Annotated in this window: 17 protein-coding genes; 9 read left to right on the forward strand and 8 right to left on the reverse strand. The window is 72.6% G+C overall.

The features are described from left to right. Positions 1-5: 5 nt before the first annotated feature. Genes ACZ5DC_RS07880 through recO form a run of 3 tightly spaced genes read right to left on the reverse strand, consistent with a single transcriptional unit; the run spans position 6 to position 2,997 of the window. Positions 6-1,331, reverse strand: a complete 1,326-nt coding sequence (locus tag ACZ5DC_RS07880; protein WP_468650492.1) for a histidine-type phosphatase — start codon at positions 1,329-1,331, stop codon at positions 6-8. A 40-nt stretch (positions 1,332-1,371) separates the two neighbouring features. Further along, entirely contained in the window at positions 1,372-2,220 is an 849-nt protein-coding gene (locus ACZ5DC_RS07885) for an isoprenyl transferase (protein ID WP_468650494.1), read from the reverse strand. A 30-nt stretch (positions 2,221-2,250) separates the two neighbouring features. Further along, entirely contained in the window at positions 2,251-2,997 is a 747-nt protein-coding gene (gene recO / locus ACZ5DC_RS07890; protein WP_132783564.1) for a DNA repair protein RecO, read from the reverse strand. A gap of 251 nt (positions 2,998-3,248) precedes the next feature. On the opposite strand from recO, the gene ACZ5DC_RS07895 reads away from it, so the two are divergent. Genes ACZ5DC_RS07895 through ACZ5DC_RS07915 form a run of 5 tightly spaced genes read left to right on the forward strand, consistent with a single transcriptional unit; the run spans position 3,249 to position 9,766 of the window. Further along, on the forward strand, positions 3,249-4,883 hold the full coding sequence (locus ACZ5DC_RS07895) for an ABC transporter substrate-binding protein (protein WP_468650496.1): 1,635 nt from the start codon (positions 3,249-3,251) through the stop codon (positions 4,881-4,883). A gap of 4 nt (positions 4,884-4,887) precedes the next feature. Next, the gene (locus tag ACZ5DC_RS07900; RefSeq protein WP_468650498.1) at positions 4,888-5,844 is read left to right on the forward strand and encodes an ABC transporter permease; all 957 of its coding nucleotides are present in this window, start codon (positions 4,888-4,890) and stop codon (positions 5,842-5,844) included. Further along, positions 5,844-7,826, forward strand: coding sequence for a dipeptide/oligopeptide/nickel ABC transporter permease/ATP-binding protein (locus ACZ5DC_RS07905; RefSeq protein WP_468650500.1), 1,983 nt, complete (start codon positions 5,844-5,846; stop codon positions 7,824-7,826). The genes ACZ5DC_RS07900 and ACZ5DC_RS07905 overlap by 1 nt, the downstream gene beginning before the upstream one ends. After that, the gene (locus tag ACZ5DC_RS07910; protein ID WP_468650502.1) at positions 7,823-8,827 is read left to right on the forward strand and encodes an oligopeptide/dipeptide ABC transporter ATP-binding protein; all 1,005 of its coding nucleotides are present in this window, start codon (positions 7,823-7,825) and stop codon (positions 8,825-8,827) included. The genes ACZ5DC_RS07905 and ACZ5DC_RS07910 overlap by 4 nt, the downstream gene beginning before the upstream one ends. After that, entirely contained in the window at positions 8,828-9,766 is a 939-nt protein-coding gene (locus ACZ5DC_RS07915) for a dihydrodipicolinate synthase family protein (protein WP_468650504.1), read from the forward strand. Here ACZ5DC_RS07915 and ACZ5DC_RS07920 read toward each other — a convergent pair. From ACZ5DC_RS07920 to leuA, 3 genes are all read right to left on the reverse strand, one after another. Beyond that, positions 9,763-10,998 (reverse strand): sialidase family protein, encoded by a 1,236-nt coding sequence (locus ACZ5DC_RS07920; protein WP_468650506.1) that lies wholly within the window; start codon positions 10,996-10,998, stop codon positions 9,763-9,765. The genes ACZ5DC_RS07915 and ACZ5DC_RS07920 overlap by 4 nt on opposite strands. A 93-nt stretch (positions 10,999-11,091) precedes the next feature. Beyond that, positions 11,092-11,787 carry a tellurite resistance TerB family protein gene (locus ACZ5DC_RS07925; protein WP_468650508.1) on the reverse strand — a complete coding sequence of 232 codons (696 nt, stop codon included), beginning with the start codon at positions 11,785-11,787 and terminating at the stop codon, positions 11,092-11,094. Between the two features lie 212 nt (positions 11,788-11,999). Then, entirely contained in the window at positions 12,000-13,721 is a 1,722-nt protein-coding gene (gene leuA / locus ACZ5DC_RS07930) for a 2-isopropylmalate synthase (RefSeq protein ID WP_366749526.1), read from the reverse strand. 341 nt (positions 13,722-14,062) lie between these two features. Between leuA and ACZ5DC_RS07935 the strand changes: the two genes are divergently transcribed. From ACZ5DC_RS07935 to ACZ5DC_RS07945, 3 genes are read left to right on the forward strand one after another with little or no spacing between them, the layout of a single operon-like run. Next, the gene (locus ACZ5DC_RS07935) at positions 14,063-15,133 is read left to right on the forward strand and encodes a M4 family metallopeptidase (protein WP_468650510.1); all 1,071 of its coding nucleotides are present in this window, start codon (positions 14,063-14,065) and stop codon (positions 15,131-15,133) included. Positions 15,134-15,154: 21 nt separating this feature from the next. After that, a complete protein-coding gene (locus ACZ5DC_RS07940) occupies positions 15,155-15,421 on the forward strand; it encodes a protealysin inhibitor emfourin (RefSeq protein ID WP_468650512.1) in 267 nt (88 codons plus the stop codon). 57 nt (positions 15,422-15,478) lie between these two features. Further along, positions 15,479-16,801 carry a GH1 family beta-glucosidase gene (locus tag ACZ5DC_RS07945; RefSeq protein ID WP_468650514.1) on the forward strand — a complete coding sequence of 441 codons (1,323 nt, stop codon included), beginning with the start codon at positions 15,479-15,481 and terminating at the stop codon, positions 16,799-16,801. Here ACZ5DC_RS07945 and ACZ5DC_RS07950 read toward each other — a convergent pair. After that, entirely contained in the window at positions 16,796-17,641 is an 846-nt protein-coding gene (locus ACZ5DC_RS07950; RefSeq protein ID WP_468650516.1) for an NAD-dependent epimerase/dehydratase family protein, read from the reverse strand. The genes ACZ5DC_RS07945 and ACZ5DC_RS07950 overlap by 6 nt on opposite strands. A gap of 135 nt (positions 17,642-17,776) precedes the next feature. Between ACZ5DC_RS07950 and ACZ5DC_RS07955 the strand changes: the two genes are divergently transcribed. After that, positions 17,777-18,631: a helix-turn-helix transcriptional regulator gene (locus tag ACZ5DC_RS07955; protein WP_468650518.1), complete on the forward strand. Its 855-nt coding sequence runs from the start codon at positions 17,777-17,779 to the stop codon at positions 18,629-18,631. Here the strand turns inward: ACZ5DC_RS07955 and era are convergent. Continuing rightward, a complete protein-coding gene (gene era, locus ACZ5DC_RS07960; protein WP_468650520.1) occupies positions 18,628-19,581 on the reverse strand; it encodes a GTPase Era in 954 nt (317 codons plus the stop codon). The two genes, ACZ5DC_RS07955 and era, sit on opposite strands and share 4 nt — an antisense overlap. Between the last annotated feature and the right edge of the window lie 108 nt (positions 19,582-19,689).

Below are 19,689 nucleotides of genomic sequence, written 5' to 3' on the forward strand. Positions count from 1 at the left end.
CCGGCTCAGCCGCGCCCGAAGCAGCGCTCCAGCTCGTCCAGGTCGTAGAAGGCGCTGCCCTTCGCGACCGGGCGGCAGCCCTCCTTGAACGCCGTCTCCTTCTCGTTGTAGAGCATCCGCACCAGCCAGCGGCCGCCCCCTCGGTAGACGTCCCATTGGATGTTCGCGCCCAGCGGGGAGACGGCGGCGCCCCGCCACGGGTTGTCCGCGTAGGTGTACGGCTCCTCCGGCGTCGCCGGCTTCGTGCTGCCCGGCAGACCCATCAGCGCGGCCAGCGGGATGATCTCCTCGGCGTGGGTGAAGCGCAGCTCGGCGCCGAGCCGGCTGGTGCCGGCGCGCTTGGCCTCCACCTGCCGGAACAGGTCGTCCAGCAGGACGTCCGCCATCTTGTAGGTGATGTCGCTGCCGGCGAAGCCGGGGCCCTTCTCGTAGAAGTCCTCCGCGTCCCCGAGGTACCCGAACCAGGCCGCGTCCGCGGGGGAGACGAAGCGCTCCATGCCCCAGCCCGCGCCGCCCGGGCTCTCCTCGGTCATCGCGGGGGCGATGGCGTACAGGTTGTAGACGGCCTCCGCGGCACCCGTCTGGTCGGTGATCCGCTCCACGAAGGCGTCCTTGAAGATCTTCCGCAGCACGCTGCGGGCGGCCTGCCGCGTCCGTGCCTGCCCGGTGATCCGGCCCAGGGTGTCCTTGAGGCGCTGGTCGCCCGCGATGTAGTCGCGGTAGGCGGCGCCGCCCGCCGCCTTGTGGAAGTACAGCAGGTCCTTGTCGGTGCGGGCCGGCCCGATGAGCGGCTCCAGCGCCGGGTCGGTCCCGGCGAGGGCGTCCGTGAACGCGGTGCCGCTGTCCACGGCCCGCCCCTGCCCCGAGGTGACGACGTCGATCCGCTCCCCGTCGTCCGCGATCTCCTTGAACAGGGCGGGCAGCCGCCGCTGCATGCGGACGGCCGTGTCCGCCAGCTCCCGCTTGCCGCGCCCGCTGAGGTTGCCGTAGCCGACCTCGGCCATGGCGGCTTCCAGGGCGCGGACCGCCGGGCCGAACTCCTCACCCCTGCGCGTGAGTTGTCCCTCCGCCTCGGCCTGGTCCCACAGCGCGAGGACCAGATCCCCGTCCGCGCTGTCCGTGGCCGCGCGGGAGCCGTGCCGGGACACGTTCTCGGTGAAGACCGGCTCGAACCCGGCCGGGGGCCGCTGGTACCCGTGCGGGTCCCGGAGCGGCGCGTAGGGCGCCTTGGTGCCGTAACTCCCGCGGTGCGCGGGCCCTTCCGCCGCGTGCGCGGGCAGGGCGGCGAGCAGCAGGGCGCCGAGGGCGAGGACAGGAGTCAGACGTCTCATGAGTCCCGTATCCTCGGCGGCCCGCGTGAACCCGCGGTGGCTATGAGGTGGAATCGCCCTTCATGGCGGCTTCCATGGCGAGCAGTTCCTCGTTCGGGACGGCGCCGCCGAAGCGGCGGTCGCGGGAGGCGAACTCGACGCACGCCCGCCACAGGTCACGGCGGTCGAAGTCGGGCCACAGCACGTCCTGGAAGACCATCTCGGCGTACGCGCTCTGCCAGAGCAGGTAGTTGGACGTGCGCTGCTCACCGCTCGGCCGCAGGAACAGGTCGACGTCCGGCATGTCCGGGTAGTACAGGTACTTCTGGAGGGTCTTCTCGTTGACCTTGGACGGGTCGAGCCGGCCCGCCTTCACGTCCTCCGCGAGCCGCTGCGCCGCGTCGGCGATCTCCGCACGGCCGCCGTAGTTCATGCAGAAGTACAGGGTGAGCAGGTCGTTGCCCTTGGTCTGCTCCTGGGCGACCTGGAGCTCCTTCGCCACCGACTTCCACAGCTTCGGCATCCGGCCCACCCAGCGCACCCGGACGCCCAGTTCGTCGAGCTGGTCGCGGGTCTTGCGGATGAAGTCCCGGTTGAAGTTCATCAGGAAGCGGACCTCATCCGGCGACCGCTTCCAGTTCTCGGTGGAGAAGGCGTACAGGGAGATGTTGCGGACGCCGATCTCGATGGAGCCCTGGAGCACGTCCAGCACCCGCTCGGCGCCGACCTTGTGCCCCTCGGTGCGCGGCAGCCCCCGCTCCTTGGCCCACCGCCCGTTGCCGTCCATGACGATCGCCACGTGCTCCGGGACCAGCTCACCCGGGAGCTTGGGCGCGCGGGCACCGGAGGGGTGCGGCTCCGGCGCCCTGTACTCGCGCCGCTGGCGCCCCAGGATCCCGCGTACGACCATGTGCTTCTCGTCTCCTCGAACGTGCCGTGGTTACTTCTCTACGTACCGCAGGGAGCGCAGCCCGCGCTCCAGGTGCCAGTGCAGGTAGGCGGACACCAGCCCGCTGCCCTCGCGGACGTACCGTGCCTCGCACGCGTCCGCCGTCTCCCAGTCTCCCGTAAGCAGCGCCCCCAGCAGCACCAGGGTCTGCGGGGACGGTACGACACTGCCGGGCACCCGGCAGTCGGCGCAGACGGAGCCGCCGGAGGCCACGGAGAAGAACCGGTTGGGGCCGGGCATCCCGCACTTCGCGCAGTCGCCGAAGCTGGGCGCGTAGCCGTTGACGGCGAGGGAGCGCAGCAGGAAGGCGTCGAGGACGAGGTGCGGCGCGTGCTCGCCCCGGGCGAGCGTCCGCAGGGCCCCGACCAGCAGCAGGTACTGCTGGACGGCCGGCTCGCCCTCGTGGTCCGTGAACCGCTCGGCCGTCTCCAGCATGGCGGTCCCGGCGGTGTAGCGCGCGTAGTCGGTGACGATGCCGCCGCCGTACGGCGCGATGGTCTCGCTCTGCGTGCACAGCGGCAGTCCGCGTCCGACCAGCTCGCTCCCCCGCGCGAAGAACTGCACGTCGACGTGGGAGAAGGGTTCGAGCCGGGCGCCGAACTTGGACTTCGTACGCCGCACGCCCCGGGCGACGGCCCGCACCCGGCCGTGGCCGCGGGTGAGCAGCGTGATGATCCGGTCCGCCTCACCCAGCTTCTGGGTGCGCAGCACGATGCCGTCGTCGCGGAACAGACTCATGGCCCCATTCTCGCCCATGCCGGGGGCGGCGCCGTCGCCCGTCGGACGGCTCGGCCGGGGCCGGACCGGAGGGCTCGGAGCCGACGGCGCGACGGCGCGTGCGCGCCGGTGCGCGGTCGCTCGGTTCGTGTGTGCCGTCTTGACCGGTTCCGGGGGCGCTCCTATGGTCGCGCTACCGGTCGGACGTAGGACGTAGGACGTCGTATCACCTCCCTCCCTCACCCCTCCCCCACCCACCTGCTGGAGGACCCGTGCGCGACGACGACGTGAACCCCGGCGGACCGGCACCGCTTCGCCGGCAGTTCCTGAAGTACTCCGGCGCGCTCGGCGCCGCCGCCCTGACCCCCGCGCTGGCCGCCTGTTCCGCCGGTCCGGAGTCGACGAACGACACCGGAGGCGGTGGCAGCGGCAAGGACCGGACGCTGACCGCCGTGATCGGGTACGGCAACGACGGCAGCTGGGACCCCACGCAGACCGCGTCGGCGTTCGCGATGGCCGCCAACAACCACATCTACGAGGGGCTGCTGGACACGGACCCGATCAGCCGGGAGCCGTATCCGGCGCTGGCCACCGCGATCCCCCGCGACCCGTCCGCCACCACCTGGCGGTTCTCGCTGCGCCCCGGCGCCACCTTCCACGACGGCAAGCCCGTCACCGCCGACGACGTCCTGTTCGTCTTCGACCGGATCCTCGACCCGGACACCCAGACGCTCGCCAAGGGCTTCTTCGCCCCCTGGCTGGACTCCGTGCGGAAGATCGACGCCCGGACGGTCGAGCTCGTCCTCAAGTTCCCCTTCCCGGACGGTCTGTCCCGGCTCACCCTCGCCAAGGTCATGCCCCGGCACGTCTTCTCCCGGCCCGGCGCCTGGGACGACGCGGTCAAGGGGCTGGCCGTGGGCTCGGGACCGTACCGGCAGACCGCGCACCACCCGAAGTCGAACACCGCCTTCGAGGCGTTCGCCGCCTACAACGGTCCCCGCAGGCCCGCCTTCCGGAGGATGAACTGGCTGACCATCGTGGACGCGGCACCCCGCGTCGCGAAGATCTCCGGTACCGGCGCCGGCGCGCAGATCGCCGACAACATCCCCTACGCCAACATCCCCCGGCTGGAACAGGGCGGGCTGAAGGTGGCCGGCGGCGCCGGGATGAACAACCTCTTCCTGATGTTCAACACCCGGCACAAGCCCTTCGACGACGTCCGCGTCCGCCAGGCGCTGCACTACGCCATCGACACCGAGAAGATGGTGCGGGTCGCGCTGAAGGGCCACGGCAGGCCCGCGTCCTCGTTCCTCAACGAGGGCAATCCCGGCTACCGCCGGGCCGGCACCGTCTACGACCACGACCCCGGCAAGGCCAAGGCCCTGCTGAGGGCCGCCGGAGTCACCGGCCTCACCGTCGAGATCCTCGCCGTCAACGTCAGCTGGATCGTGGACTGCCTGCCGACCATCAAGTCCTCCTGGGACGCGATCGGCGTGCGGACCACCCTGGCGCCGCAGGAGACCACGGCCGTCTTCACCAAGATGGACCAGAGGCAGGACTACCAGGTGGTCGCTGCGGCCTCCAACCCCAACCAGTTCGGGCGCGACGCCGACCTGATCATGCACTACAACTACGGGCCCGGGAACCTGTGGATGCGATACACGCGGTGGGAGGGCCACCCCGTCGCGCAACGGCTCTTCCGGGACATGGACCGGGCGGCCCGGGAGCCGGACCCCGCGCGGAAGAAGGCGATGATCCAGGACTACGTCGACGTCGTCGCCGAGCAGGCCGTGCTCTACCCGGTCGTCCACAACGAGCTGATGACCGCCTGGGACCCGCGCGAGCTCAGCGGGATACGGGCCCAGCCGTACCCGGGGATCAACGTGCTCCAGGCCAAGTGGACCTGACGGCATGACGGCCGTCGTACGGATCCTGCTGCGCCGCGTCGCCCTGCTCGTGCCCCTGCTCCTCGGCATCGTCCTCTTCGTGTTCCTGGTGATGCGGTTCTCGGACGCCGACCCGGCGTCCGCGTTCTTCCAGGGCGCCAACCCGACCCCCGGGCAGCTGCACGAGTTCCGGGAGCGCAACGGGCTGCTGGACCCGCTGCCCCTGCGGTACGTCCACTTCGTCGGCGACCTGCTCCACGGCGACCTCGGCACCAGCGCCCTCACCCGCGCGCCCGTGGCCGGCCAGGTCACCACCGCGCTGCCGCTCACCCTCCAGCTGACCTTCCTCGGTCTCGCGCTCGCGGTCGTGCTGGCGCTGGCGGGCGGGGTGACGGCGGCGGTGTACCGGGACCGGCTGCCGGACCAGGTCATCCGGGTCGTCTCACTGGTCGGGGTGGCCGCGCCCGGCTTCTGGCTGGCGCTGCTGATGATCCAGTACCTGGCCGTGGACCGGGGCTGGTTCCCGACCGGCGGCTACGTCAACCCCGCCGACTCCCTCACCGGCTGGCTGAGGACCATGGCCCTGCCCGCGTTCGCGCTGTCCCTGCCGGTCGCCGCCCAGCTCACCCGGATCGTGCGGACCTCCGTGGTGGAGGAGCTGGACAAGGACTACGTCCGGACGGCGATCGGCAACGGGCTGCCGCCCCGGGTCGTCGTCGGCCGCAACGTGCTGCGCAACGCGCTCGTCAATCCGCTCACCGTGCTCGGGCTGCGGGTCGGCTACCTCCTCGGCGGCGCCGTCGTCATCGAGACGATCTTCTCGCTGCCCGGCATGGGGAAGCTGATGATCGACGCCGTGCAGAACGGCGACCCGGCCGTCGTGCAGGGGGTCGTGCTGACCACCGCGACCGGGTTCGTCGTCGTCAACCTCGTCATCGACATCCTGTATCTGCTGGTCAACCCACGCTTGAGGGCGGCTTGATGATCACGCGCGCGCAGCTCGGCAAGCGGTTGTCCCGGCCCGGCGGTGCCCGGCCGCGCGGCCGGCGCCGGCTGCCGCCGCTGTCCCGGGCCGCCGTCTGCTTCCTGGCCGTCGTCATCGTCGTCGCCGTCCTCGCCCCCCTCCTCGCCCCGCACGACCCGCTCGACCAGCAGGACCCGGACGGCGGGACCGGGGCGCCGTCGGCCGCGCACTGGCTGGGGCAGGACAGCCTCGGCCGGGACGTCCTGAGCCGGCTGATGTACGGCGCCCGCTGGTCCCTCGCCATCGGGCTGGGCGCGACCGCGCTCGCGCTCGCCGTCGGCGCCGTCGTCGGGGCGCTGGCCGCCACCTCCCGCAAGGCGGTGGACGAGACGCTGATGCGCTGCCTGGACGTGGTGATGGCGTTCCCGGGCATCGCGCTCGCGGCCGTGCTGGTGGCCGTGTTCGGCGGCGGCATCGGCGTGCTGATCGGTGCGATCGCGTTCCTCTTCACCCCGCCCGTGGCACGGGTCGTACGGGCCAACGTGCTGGACCAGTACGGCGAGGACTACGTCACCGCCGAGCGGGTCATCGGTGCCCGCACCCCGCACATCGTGCTGCGGCACGTGGCCGTCAACTGTGCCGCGCCGGTCCTGGTGTTCTGCACGGTCCAGGTCGCCGAGGCCATCGTGTTCGAGGCGTCGCTGTCCTTCATCGGCGCGGGCGTGCGGCCCCCGGACCCGTCCTGGGGCAGTGTCATCGCCGACGGCAAGAACATGGTGCTGACCGGCGGCTGGTGGGCGACCGTCTTCCCCGGGCTGCTGATCCTGCTCACCGTGCTGGCGCTGAACATCCTCTCCGAGGGCGTCTCGGACGCGTGGGCGGCGCCCGCGCCCCGCGAGGTGGACGCGCCCCCGGCGGACCGCCTGGAGACCCCGGAGCCCGGCGCCGGCGAGGTGCTGGCGCTGCCCGGTCTCACCGAGGCCGCCCGGCGGCTGCGCGCCCGGGCCCGGCCGCTGCCGGACCGCGGCGGACAGCCGGTGCTCGCCGTGGAGGACCTCGCCATCGGCTTCCCGGACCGGCACCGGGGCGTGGACATCGTGGCCGGGGTCGGCTTCGAGGTGTACCCCGGTGAAGTGCTGGGGCTGGTGGGCGAGTCGGGCTGCGGGAAGTCGCTGACCGCGCTGACCGTGATGGGGCTCCAGCCGAAGGGCGCCCGGGTCGGCGGCCGGATCCGGTTCCGGCAGCGGGACCTGCTGACCGAGCCGGCGCGGGCGCGGCGGCGGCTCCTCGGCCACGAGATGGCCATGGTGTACCAGGACGCCCTGTCCTCCCTGAACCCGGCCATGACCGTCCGGGCCCAGCTGAAGCAGCTCGTCCGGCGCGGCGGCAGGCGCGGTCCGCGCGAGCTCGTGGAGCTGGTCGGCCTGGACCCCGACCGCACCCTGCGCAGCTATCCGCACGAGCTGTCCGGCGGGCAGCGCCAGCGGGTGCTCATCGCGATGGTCCTCTCCCGCGACCCCGCGCTGATCGTCGCCGACGAGCCGACCACCGCCCTGGACGTCACCGTGCAGGCCCAGGTCATGGAGCTGCTGCTGCGGCTGCGGGCCGAGCTGGGCTTCGCGCTGATCCTGGTCTCGCACGACCTGGCGCTGGTCGCGGACGTCACCGACCGGGTGGTGGTGATGTACGGCGGGCAGATCGTGGAGACCGGGGTGACCGCCGGCCTGGTGGCGGCGCCGGCCCACCACTACACGCGCGGGCTGCTCGGCAGCGTGCTCTCGCTGGAGTCGGCCGCGGAGCGCATGACCCAGATCAAGGGGGTCGTACCGGCCCCCGCCGACTTCCCGGCGGGCTGCCGGTTCGCCGACCGCTGCCCGCTCGCCACCGAGGTCTGCCACACCACCGCCCCGGTCCTGACGGGCACCCCAGCCCACGCGGCCGCCTGCCACCACCCGGCGGTCGGCCTGTCGTCGGCGCAGAGCGAGGAGGCCCTGTGGTGAGCGCTGTCGTGGAGGTGCGGGAGGCGCACGTCGTCCACCGGGCGCGCAGCGGCGGCCTGTTCCGCCGGGACCGGGTGTACGCCCTGACCGGCGCGGATCTGCGTGTCGCGCCCGGTGAGACGGTCGGGGTGGTCGGCGAGTCGGGGTGCGGGAAGTCGACGCTGGCGAAGGTGCTGGTGGGCATCGAGCGGCCGGTGTCCGGGACGGTGGCGTTCCGGGGCCGGGACCTGTGGGCGATGCCGGCCGCCGAGCGCAGGGCCACGGTCGGCGCGGGCACCGGCATGATCTTCCAGGACCCGTCGACCGCGCTGAACCGCCGGCTGACGGTCCGCCGTATCCTGCGCGACCCGCTGGACGTCCACCGGCGCGGCACGCGGGCCGGGCGCGAGGAACGGGTGCGGGAGCTGATGGCCCTCGTGGGCCTGCCCCGGGCGCTCGCCGGCGCCCTGCCCGGGCAGCTCTCCGGCGGACAGCGGCAGCGGGTCGCCATCGCCCGCGCGCTCGCCCTCGACCCGGACCTGGTCGTCGCCGACGAGCCGACCAGCGCCCTGGACGTCTCGGTCCGCGCGCAGATCCTCAACCTGCTGCTCGACCTGAAGGAGCGCCTCGGTCTCGCCCTGGTGTTCGTCTCGCACGACATCCAGACCGTACGGCGGATGAGCGACCGGGTGATCACCATGTACCTCGGCCGGATCGTGGAGGAGACCCCGGCGGACCGGGTCACCGGCGCGGCGCGGCACCCGTACACCCGCGCCCTGTTCTCGGCCACGCCGGGCCTGCTGGACCCCGTCGAACCGATCCCGCTGACCGGGCCCGTCCCCTCGGCGGCCCGCCCGCCGAGCGGCTGCCCGTTCCGCACCCGCTGCTGGAGGGCCGACGAGGTCTGCGCCGCGTCGATGCCGGACTTCTCGGCCGCGTCACGGCCCGGACACCGCTACCGGTGCCACCATCCTGTGCAGGAGGACCAGCCGGTCCGACACCCAGCGCCCCAGGAGCCGTGAATGACCCTTCCGACCCCGCTCACCGGTGTCGTCCCGCCCGTCTGCACGCCCCTGACACCGGAACGCGAGGTGGACGTGCCCTCGTTGCTGCGCCTGGTGGACTTCCTGGTGGAGGCCGGGGTGCACGGGCTGTTCCTGCTGGGCTCGACGTCGGAGGCGGCCTTCCTGACGGACGCGCAGCGCGAGCGGGTGGTGGCGGCCGTGACCGCGCACGTGGGCGGTCAGCTGCCCGTGCTCGCCGGGGCCATCGACATGACCACCCCGCGCGTCCTGGACCACGTGGCGGCGGTCACCTCGGCGGGCGCGCGGGCCGTCGTCGTCACCGCGCCGTTCTACGCCCGCACCCACCCGGCGGAGATCGTCCACCACTACCGCCGGATCGCCGCCGCCAGTCCGGTCCCGGTGATCGCCTACGACATCCCCGTCGCCGTGCACGCCAAACTCCCCGCCGACCTGCTGCTGGGGCTCGCCGGGGACGGCGTACTGGCCGGGGTCAAGGACTCCAGCGGGGACCTGGCTGCGTTCCGGGAGGTGGTCACCGGCGCCCGCGCCCACCCCGGGTTCAGCGTGCTGACCGGCTCGGAGCTGATCACCGACGCGGCACTGGCGCTGGGCGCCGACGGGGCCGTGCCGGGCCTGGCCAACGTCGACCCGCACGGCTACGTGCGCCTGTACCGCCAGTGCCGGGCGGGCGACGCGGAGGGGGCGCGGGTCGAACAGGAGCGGTTGTGCGCGTTGTTCGGGATCACCGGTGTCGGCGACCCCGCGCGGATGGGCGGCAGTTCGGCGGCGCTGGGCGCGTTCAAGGCGGCGCTGCATCTGCGCGGGATCATCGACTGCCCGGTGACCGCCGAGCCGCAGGTCCCGCTGACCGGCGCGGAGGTCGAGCGGATCGGCAAGCTGATGGCGGCGGCGGGCCTGCTCGGCCTCGACGGCTAGTTCGTGCCGCGGGCCCCGCCGGCGGGTTCCGGAGCGTCCAGGCGGAGTCTGCGGAACCGAAGGGACTCGTACGGGCCGCGGACGCCGGTCTCGTAGAGGACGCCGATCGTGCCGGGGGCGAGCTGGACCAGGTCGGAGTAGGCGGCCGGGTGGTCGGAGAGGGTGAGCAGCCTGCGGAAGGTGCGGCCGGCGTCCGTGCTCGCCCACAGGGCCAGGGCGCGCCGTGCGGTCGGCACGGAGGGCGCGGAGAACAGCAGGGGCGCGCCCGGCCCGCGCGGCTGGAGGACGCTGCCCTGGACCACCGGGACGGCGTCCAGGGCGGGCTGGACGGCGTAGGGGCGGTCCAGGGTCAGGCCGCCGTCGCCGGAGTAGGTGTCGAGGCGGTTGCCGGGAGCGGTGCCGTTCTGGTCGCGGGAGCTGAAGTAGACGCGGCCGTCGGGGAGCTGCGCGGCGCTGGTCTCGTTGGCGTTGGTCACGCCGTCGTATCCGGCGTCCACGGCCCCCAGCTGCCAGGTGCGGCCGGAGTCGTCGCTGTAGAGGACGTGTGCGCCGTAGTACCTGGCCTCCTGGCCGGTGTCCCGGGAGCCGGCGGGCGGGGCGGCGGAGTGGTCGGCGGGCACCAGCAGGCGGCTGGGGGCGCCCCCTGCGGGGGAGTGCGGGCCGCGGGTGAGGGCGACGGCGTGGCCGGGACCGGTGGCGTACCAGCGCCAGCCGGGCCGGGTCACCCGGGCCGTGATGTCCCGGGGGGCAGTGAAACGGCGGCCGTCGTCCGAGCTGCGCTGCACGAAGACCCGGCGGCCCTGTTCCGGGGTGACCTCGCCGCGCATGATCCGCGCCTCCGTCACGCTCCCGCCGTTGGCGCAGGTGACCAGGACCACCGCGCCGGTGCGCGGGTCGACCACGGGCGCCGGGTTGCCCCGGGTGCGGCCCCGCCCGGCGGCCACCACGGTCAGCGGGCCCCAGGTGCAGCCGCCGTCGGTGGAGCGGCGCAGGACGACGTCGATGTCACCGGTGTCTCCCGCGCCGTCGCGCCGGCCCTCGGCGAAGGCCAGGACGGTGCCGCGCCGGGTCGTCACCACGGCCGGGATGCGGTAGGCGGCGTACCCGCCCCGCCCGGACGCGTACGGCACCGAGGAGGCGCAGCCGGCGGGCGTCGCGTGGGCGGGCAGCCCGGTGGTGAGCGGGGCGAGGAGTGCCAGGCTGGTGAGCAGGGAGCGGCTGCGCGGGGTCACGCCCTGATGCTCCCCAGGATCACCGGGGCGGTCTTACTCCGTCCGGGTGATCAGGGGCGGGGGGCCGGGGCGGGCGGCCGGTCACCGCGGTGGTCAGGACGGGGTCCGGGCCGCGGCCAGGAGGCGGGTCACGTCGTCGGAGCAGATGGTGAGGGCCGCGCCGACGGTGGCGAGGGCGTCGCGCTCGGCGGGGGTGTAGGGGCCGTCGGCGAGGGCGATGCGGGCGGCCTGGAGCAGCAGCGACTCGCGTCCGGCCGGCGCCAGGTGCGGGGCGAGCGGGTCCAGGGACTCGTGCAGCTCTATGGTCAGCCCGGCCCCGCACGGCTGCTCGAAGTACCGGCCGGTGTCGGCGGCGAGGGCGTCGACCAGGGCGGCCAGCCGGTCCTCGGTGCACTCGGCGAAGCCGGCCGCGCGGACCGTGGCGGCGGCCGTCTCCAGGGCCGTACGGGAACAGGTGCCGCCCGCGGCGAGCACGGCCAGGGCGACGGTGTGCACGGCGTCCCGGAGCATCGCGGAGAACCGGCGGGTGGTGGGGTGGTCCAGCACCTCGGTGCCGAAGTGGTGCTCGCAGGCCGCGCACTCCACGACCGGTCCGGCCGTCCCGCGCGGCAGCACGGGCACGCCGAGCAGGGTGAGCCGGCGTCGTCCGGTGAGCCGCTGGTAGTTGCGGTCGCCGCCGCAGCCGGGGCAGAAGAACTCGCCGTCGCCCACGGCCGTCCACGCGGTGCGGGTGCCCAGGAAGCGCGCAGCCCTGGCGGCTTGGCCGTCTCGTCCCCGTACTGGCAGCACGTCGCACCTCCGTAACCGCACGGCAACATCGCCGCGCTGGCGTGATGTTAGCCACATCACCGAGGCGGAGTCAGTACCCCGTAAGAGACCTTTCTGTGACCTGGGGGGCGCGTTGGCCGGAAACAGACGATCCCCGCCCACCGGTGCACGGCGGGCGGGGACCTGTGAACGCCGGGGCGGGACAGCGTCTTGGCCCGCTGCCCGGCGACGCGCTAGCGCGTCGCGCGGTTCACCGCGGAGACGACCGCCTTCAGCGACGCACGCGTCGTGTTCGCGTCGATGCCGATGCCCCACAGGACCTTGTCGTCGATCGCGCACTCGATGTAGGAGGCGGCCTGCGCGGAGGCTCCCTCGCTCATCGTGTGCTCCTGGTAGTCCAGCAGGCGTACGTCGATGCCGATGGACTGCAGGGCGTCGAAGAAGGCCGAGATCGGACCGTTGCCGGAGCCGGTCAGGACCCGGTCCTCGCCGTCGACGGTGGCCTCGACGGTGAGGGTGTCCACACCGTCGGTGTCGGTGGTCGACTGGCCGGTCCTGACCTGGACGCGGCCCCACGGGTTCGCGGGGTTCGGCAGGTACTCGTCCTGGAAGACCTCCCAGATCTCCTTCGGCGTGATCTCGCCGCCCTGGGCGTCGGTCTTCGCCTGGATGATCTTCGAGAACTCGATCTGCATCCGGCGCGGCAGGTCGAGCTTGTGGTCGTTCTTCAGGACGTAGGAGATACCGCCCTTGCCCGACTGCGAGTTGACGCGGATGACGGCCTCGTAGGAGCGGCCGACGTCCTTCGGGTCGATCGGCAGGTACGGCACCGCCCACTCCAGGTCGTCCACGGTGACCCCGCGGGCCGCCGCGTCGGCCTCCATGGCGTCGAAGCCCTTCTTGATGGCGTCCTGGTGGGAGCCGGAGAAGGACGTGTAGACCAGGTCGCCCACGTACGGGTGGCGCGGGTGGACCTCCATCTGGTTGCAGTACTCCCACGTACGACGGATCTCGTCGATGTCGGAGAAGTCGATCTGCGGGTCGACGCCCTGGGAGAACAGGTTCATGCCCAGGGTGACCAGGTCGACGTTGCCGGTGCGCTCGCCCTGCCCGAACAGGCAGCCCTCGACGCGGTCGGCGCCGGCCATCAGCGCCAGCTCGGCGGCGGCCACGGCCGTGCCGCGGTCGTTGTGCGGGTGGACGGACAGGCAGACGTACTCGCGGCGGCTCAGGTTGCGGTGCATCCACTCGAAGCGGTCCGCGTGCGTGGACGGCGTGGAACGCTCCACGGTGGCGGGCAGGTTGAGGATGATCTCGCGGCCCGGGCCCGGCTGGTAGACGTCCATCACCGCCTCGCAGACCTCCAGCGCGAAGTCCAGCTCGGTGTCGGTGAAGATCTCCGGGGAGTACTGGTAGCCGAACTCGGTCTCCGGGCCCAGCAGCTTCTCGGCGTACTCCATCACCAGGCGGGTGCCGTCGACGGCGATCTGCTTGATGTCGTCCTTGGAGCCGCGGAAGACGACCCGGCGGAAGACCGGGGCGGTGGCGTTGTACAGGTGCACGGTGGCGCGGCGCGCGCCCTTCAGGGACTCCACGGTCCGCTCGATCAGGTCCTCGCGGGCCTGGGTGAGGACGGAGATCGTCACGTCCTCGGGGATCGCGCCCTCTTCCTCGATGATCGAGCGCACGAAGTCGAAGTCGGTCTGGCCGGAGGCGGGGAAGCCGACCTCGATCTCCTTGTAGCCCATCTTGACCAGCTGGTCGAACATGCGCCGCTTGCGCTCGGGCGACATGGGGTCGATCAGGGCCTGGTTGCCGTCGCGCAGGTCGGTGGAGAGCCAGCGGGGCGCGGTGGTGATCCGCTTGTTCGGCCAGGTGCGGTCCGGGATGTCGACCTGCTCGTAGCGGCCGTACTTGTGGATCGGCATGGGGCTGGGCTGCTGGCGGTTGGCCATGATGGCGTGGGCTCCTCAGGATGTCCGGATATCCGAGTGGACGGCCGACGACGCAACGCCAAGCTCCGCGGGGAGGGAGTCGGCCTCGACTACAGGCCCTCGCCGCGGCAGCTAAGAAGAAGCAGCCAGGAACGCATGATGCTCCGCAGCCTAGCCGAGCCGTTCCGGGTGCGCGGGCCTGTCCCAGTATGCGGGACCGCACGGCAAAACGGGACAAAAAGTGCGACGTACCACATCGCCCTACCACACAGTCACGATCTGTCGCGGTTGGTGTCCTGGTATTTCACCAATCATGGTGGCAGGTAGTGACAGTGACATCACGCAGTGCAATGGTGCGGAACATGACGACCACCGGGGGCTTCCAGCCCGTCTTCTGCACGATCGTGCCGCCGCACGTCCTCGACCGGCTCGCCCGCAACGAGGACCCCGCGCTCTCCGGTCCGGCCCGCCGGTCGCTGGAGCACGACGCCTACCAGCGCACCAAGCGCCGCCTGACCACGGTGATCGGTGCCGCCTCCGCCGCCCCGCCCGCGGGCGCCGCCGCCGACAAGCCGCACCGCACCGTCTACGACGCCGGGCACTCCCAGGACCTGCCCGGCGCCAAGGTCCGCGAGGAGGGCTCCGAGCCCGGCTCCGACGCCACGGTGAACCGTGCCTACGCGGGCCTCGGCGCCACCTTCGAGCTGTACCTCAAGGCCTACGGCCGGCACTCCATCGACGACAACGGGATGCCGCTCGACGCCACCGTGCACTTCGGCGAGAACTACGACAACGCCTTCTGGAACGGCGAGCAGATGGTGTTCGGCGACGGCGACGACGAGATCTTCCTCGACTTCACCATCCCGGTCGACGTCATCGGGCACGAACTGACCCACGGCGTCACCCAGCACACCGCGAACCTGGAGTACTACGGCCAGTCGGGCGCCCTGAACGAGTCGGTGTCGGACGTCTTCGGCTCGCTGATCAAGCAGTACACCCTCGGCCAGACCGCCGCCGAGGCCGACTGGCTGATCGGCGCCGGGCTCCTCGCACCGCGCGTCACCGGCACCGCCCTGCGCTCGATGAAGGCCCCGGGCACGGCGTACGACGACGACGTCCTCGGCAAGGACCCGCAGCCGGCGAAGATGGAGGACTACGTCCGCACGGGCCGCGACAACGGCGGCGTGCACATCAACTCCGGCATCCCCAACCACGCCTTCTACCTGGCCGCAACCGCCCTCGGCGGCTACGCCTGGGAGAAGGCCGGGCAGATCTGGTACGACGTGCTGACCGGCGGCGAGCTGAAGGAGGACGCCCTCTTCGCCGACTTCGCCACGCTGACCGTGAAGGCGGCCAGGGAGCGGTACGGCACCCGGGACGAACTCCAGGCCGTGCAGAAGGCGTGGGGACAGGTCGGGGTGCGGACGCTGTAGTTCCGTACTACACAGAGACCCATGCGTATTCGAGTGCGGCGCACGGGCGGTTTCGCGGGGATCGAGCGCCGGGCCGAGGTGGACACCTCGGGCCGGCCCGACGCCCAGGAGTGGCGGTCCCTGGCCGAACGCGCCCTCGCGTCCGGCCGCGGCACCCCTCCGGCGGGCGTCCCGGACGGCTTCAGCTACGAGATCACGGTGGACGGCCGCACGGTGTACGCGGCGGATCCCCTGCTGACCGAGGCCCAGCGGGAACTTGTCTCGCGGATACTGAAGGAGGGCGCGTAACGGCCTTCCCGTGCACGGGCGTTGACTTCCGTTACCGCCGGTACGGATGATCCGGCCATGGCGACTGACACCGGCACGGCGATCCCCCGGTTCCCGCCCGGCTTCCTGTGGGGCGTGTCGACCTCCGCGCACCAGATCGAGGGCGCGGCCGAGGAGCGGGAGCCGTCCGTCTGGGACGTGTTCACGGCCGGGCCCGGACGGGTGAAGGACGGCTCGACGGCGGCGGTGGCCTGCGACCACTACCACCGCTACCGGGAGGACGTGTCCCTCCTCGCCGGTCTCGGCGTGGACGCCTACCGCTTCTCCGTCTCCTGGCCCCGGGTGAACTCCCCCGGCGGCGCGGACTTCTACGACCGCCTGGTGGACGAGCTGTGCGCGGCCGGCGTCCGGCCGGTCCCGACCCTCTTCCACTGGGACCTGCCGGCCCGCCTGGACTGGCTGGACCGGGACACGGCGGCCCGGTTCGCCGACCACGTGGCGGTGGTGGCGGACCGGCTCGGCGACCGGGTGCGCACGTGGATCACCCTCAACGAGCCCGCCGAACACACCCTCCTGGGGCACGCGATCGGCGCCCACGCCCCCGGCCGGCGACTGCTCTTCGACGCCCTCCCGGTCGCCCACCACCAGCTCCTCGCCCACGGCCTCGCGGTCCGGGCCCTGCGCGCGGCCGGCGCCACGGACATCGGCATCGCCAACTCCCACGGCCCGGCCTGGCCCGCCTCACCGGAGCCGGCGGACGTGGAGGCGGCCGGCTTCTACGACCTGCTGCTCAACCGGCTGTTCGCCGAGCCGGTCATCCTGGGCGCGTACCCGGAGGGCATGGGCGAGCTGATGCCGGGGGACGTCGAGGCCGACCTGGAGGTGATCGCCGATCCGGTCGACTGGTACGGCGTCAACTACTACGCCCCGACGCGGGTGGGCGCCCCGCAGGGCGCCGACACCGAGTTCGGCGGACTGACGGTGCCGGCCGGACTGCCCTTCTCCGTGCGGGAGATCGAGGGCCGGCCGGTGACCGACTTCGGCTGGCCGGTCGTACCGGAAGGGCTGACGGAACTGCTCACCGGGTTCCGTGAGCGCTACGGCGACCGGCTCCCGCCCGTCGTCATCACCGAGAACGGCTGCTCCTACGAGGGCGTCGACGACCAGGACCGCATCGCCTACCTGGACGCCCACGTCCGTGCCCTGCACCGGGCGATCGAGGCCGGCGTCGACGTACGCGGCTACTTCGTGTGGTCCCTCATGGACAACTTCGAGTGGGCCGAGGGCTACGCCCGCCGGTTCGGCCTGGTGCACGTGGACTTCGCGTCGCTGGAGCGCACGCCCAAGGCCTCCTACCACTGGTTCCGGGAGCTGCTGCGGGCGCAGCGCCTGCCCTCATAGGGCGCCGGCGTCCCGCGCGGCCCACAGGGTCGGGAAGTGGGGCCGGTACCCCAGTTCGCGGCGGACGCGGTCGGTGGAGGCGATGCCGTACCAGGGGTCCGGGTCGGGTCCGTCCGCCGGCGGTTCCGCACCGAGGAGCTGGTGGATCTCCAGCGCGGTGACGGGGGCGTCGTCGGCGATGTTGTAGACGCGACCGCCGGCGCCGGGGGCGTGCAGCAGGCGCAGCAGGCCCTGGGCGGTGTCGGCGACGTGCACCAGGTGGTGCCGCTTGGTGGCCGGCTGGGTCGCGGTCCAGCGGGTGATGCCCGGCAGGTGCGGGTCGCCCTCGCCGTAGACAAAGGCGAGGCGGCCGATCCGGACGTCCAGCCCCTCCAGCGCGAGCAGGCCGTGCTCGGCCTCCAGCTTGGTCTCCGGATACGTCATCCACATGGGGCCGCCCGGCACGGACGGGTCGTCCTCGACGTGCGGCCGGCCGCGTCCCGTGCCGTACACCAGGATGGTGCTGGCCTGCACGAACCGCCGTACCCCGGAGGCGACGGCCGCCCGGCCCAGCTCCACCGCGGCGTCCCGGTTGACCGCCCGCATCTCCTCGTCCGGCACGCCCCGGAAGGAGGCGGCGATGTTCACGACGGCGTCCGCTCCGGTGAGCGCCTTGCCGAGGACGTCGGTGTCGCGCAGGTCGCCGACGACGACCTCGGCGCCGCGCTCGGCGAGGGCGGCGGCGCGGGTCCCGTCGCGCACGATCACCCGCACCCGCTCGCCGGGCCGGGCCTGGGCGAGCAGCCGGGGGACGAAACCGCGGCCCACCTGTCCGGTGGCGCCGGTGACCAGGGTCAGCATGGTGGTGCTCCTTCTCGATCAAGTCTCGTTCGGTGCGCCCAGCCTCCGCGGTGGGCGGCGCCGCGGGGAGAGACCTCCTGATCGGGGGATCGGCAGTCCCTGGATAAGCCGGCCGGCCTGCCGCAGTCTGGAGAGGTGAACCGAGCCGAACTCGCCGACTTCCTGCGCCGTGGCCGCGCCCGTCTGGAACCGTCCGAGGTGGGCCTGGCGCCCGGCGCCCGCCGCCGCACGCCCGGACTGCGCCGGGAGGAGGTGGCGGCGCTGGCCGGGATGTCGGTCGACTACTACACGCGCCTGGAGCAGTCCCGGGGCCCGCGTCCGTCCCGTCAGATGCTCACGGCGCTGGGGCGGGCGCTGCGGCTGACGGACGACGAACGGGACCACCTGTTCCACCTGGTGGGCGAGGAGCCGCCGCGCCGTGACGCGGCCTCGGCCCATGTCCGGCCGGGGCTGCTGCTGGTCCTGGACCGGCTGTACGACTCACCGGCGCAGGTGGTCACGGACCTGGGGGCGGTGCTGGCACAGAACGCGCTGGCGAAGGCGCTGGTCGGGGACGCGCTCAGCCGTCCGCCGCGCGAGCGGAACCTCACCCGCCGGTTCTTCCTGGACCCCACGGCTCGCGCGCTGTTCCCGCCGGAGGACCTTCCGGCCCACGCCCGGGACCATGTGGCCAACCTCCGCGCGGTGGCCGCGGCCCGCCCCGACGACCCGGAACCGGCGGCCCTGGTGGCCGAACTCCGTGCGGGGAGCGAGGAGTTCGCCCGGCTCTGGGAGGAGCACGAGGTGTCCCTGCGCCGCCCGGGCACCAAGCGCTTCCTGCACCCGGTGGTGGGCCTGCTGGAACTGGACTGCGAGGTCATGCTGAGCCACCACAGCCACCATCACCTGATCATCCACACCGCTCGCCCCGGCACGGAGTCGCACGAGAGGCTGGAACTGCTGCGGGTGGTGGGGACGCAGGACATGACCCCCACGGGAACCGTCGGTTAGAAACCCAGCCGGCGCAGCTGCTTGGGGTCGCGCTGCCAGTCCTTGGCCACCTTCACGTGCAGGTCGAGGAAGACCGGCGTCCCGAGCAGTGCCTCGATGTGCTTGCGGGACTTGATGCCGACCTCCTTCAGGCGCTTGCCCTTGGGCCCGATGATGATGCCCTTCTGGCTGGGGCGCTCGATGTAGACGTTGGCGTGGATGTCCAGCAGCGGCCGGTCGGCGGGCCGGTCCTCGCGCGGCAGCATCTCCTCGACGACGACCGCGATGGAGTGCGGCAGCTCGTCCCGGACGCCCTCCAGCGCGGCCTCCCGGATCAGCTCGGCCACCATCACCTGCTCGGGCTCGTCCGTCAGGTCGCCCTCGGGGTAGAGCGCGGGTCCCTCCGGCAGCAGCGGTACCAGGAGGTCGGCCAGGAGGTCCACCTGCCTGGACCCGACCGCCGACACCGGGACGATCTCCGCCCACTCGATGCCCAGCTCCTTGCCCAGCTGGTCGACGGCGATGAGCTGTTCGGCGAGGGCCTTGGAGTCGACGAGGTCGGTCTTCGTCACGATGGCCACCTTCGGGGTCTTCCTGACCCCCGCCAGTTCCTTCGCGATGAACCGGTCACCCGGGCCGATCTTCTGGTCCGCCGGCAGGCAGAAGCCGATCACGTCGACCTCGGCCCAGGTGGTGCGGACCACGTCGTTGAGGCGTTCGCCGAGCAGCGTGCGCGGCTTGTGCAGCCCCGGGGTGTCGACCAGGATGAGCTGGGCGTCGGGCCGGTGCACGATGCCCCGTACCGTGTGCCGGGTGGTCTGGGGGCGGTTGGAGGTGATCGCCACCTTCTGCCCGACCAGAGCGTTCGTGAGGGTGGACTTGCCCGCGTTGGGGCGGCCCACGAAGCAGGCGAAGCCGGCGCGGTGGACGGTCTCGGCCGGCTGCTCGGAAGTCTGGGTACGAACGCTCATGCCGCCCATTCTCCCTGATCCACAGAGCGGCGCCGCACCACGGCCGCCGCGCACCCCGCGCGGTGAGCTTCCGGAAACCCGCACGCAACGAAACGTCACGGAAACACA

It is taken from the genome of Streptomyces sp. NPDC031445 (assembly GCF_055581365.1).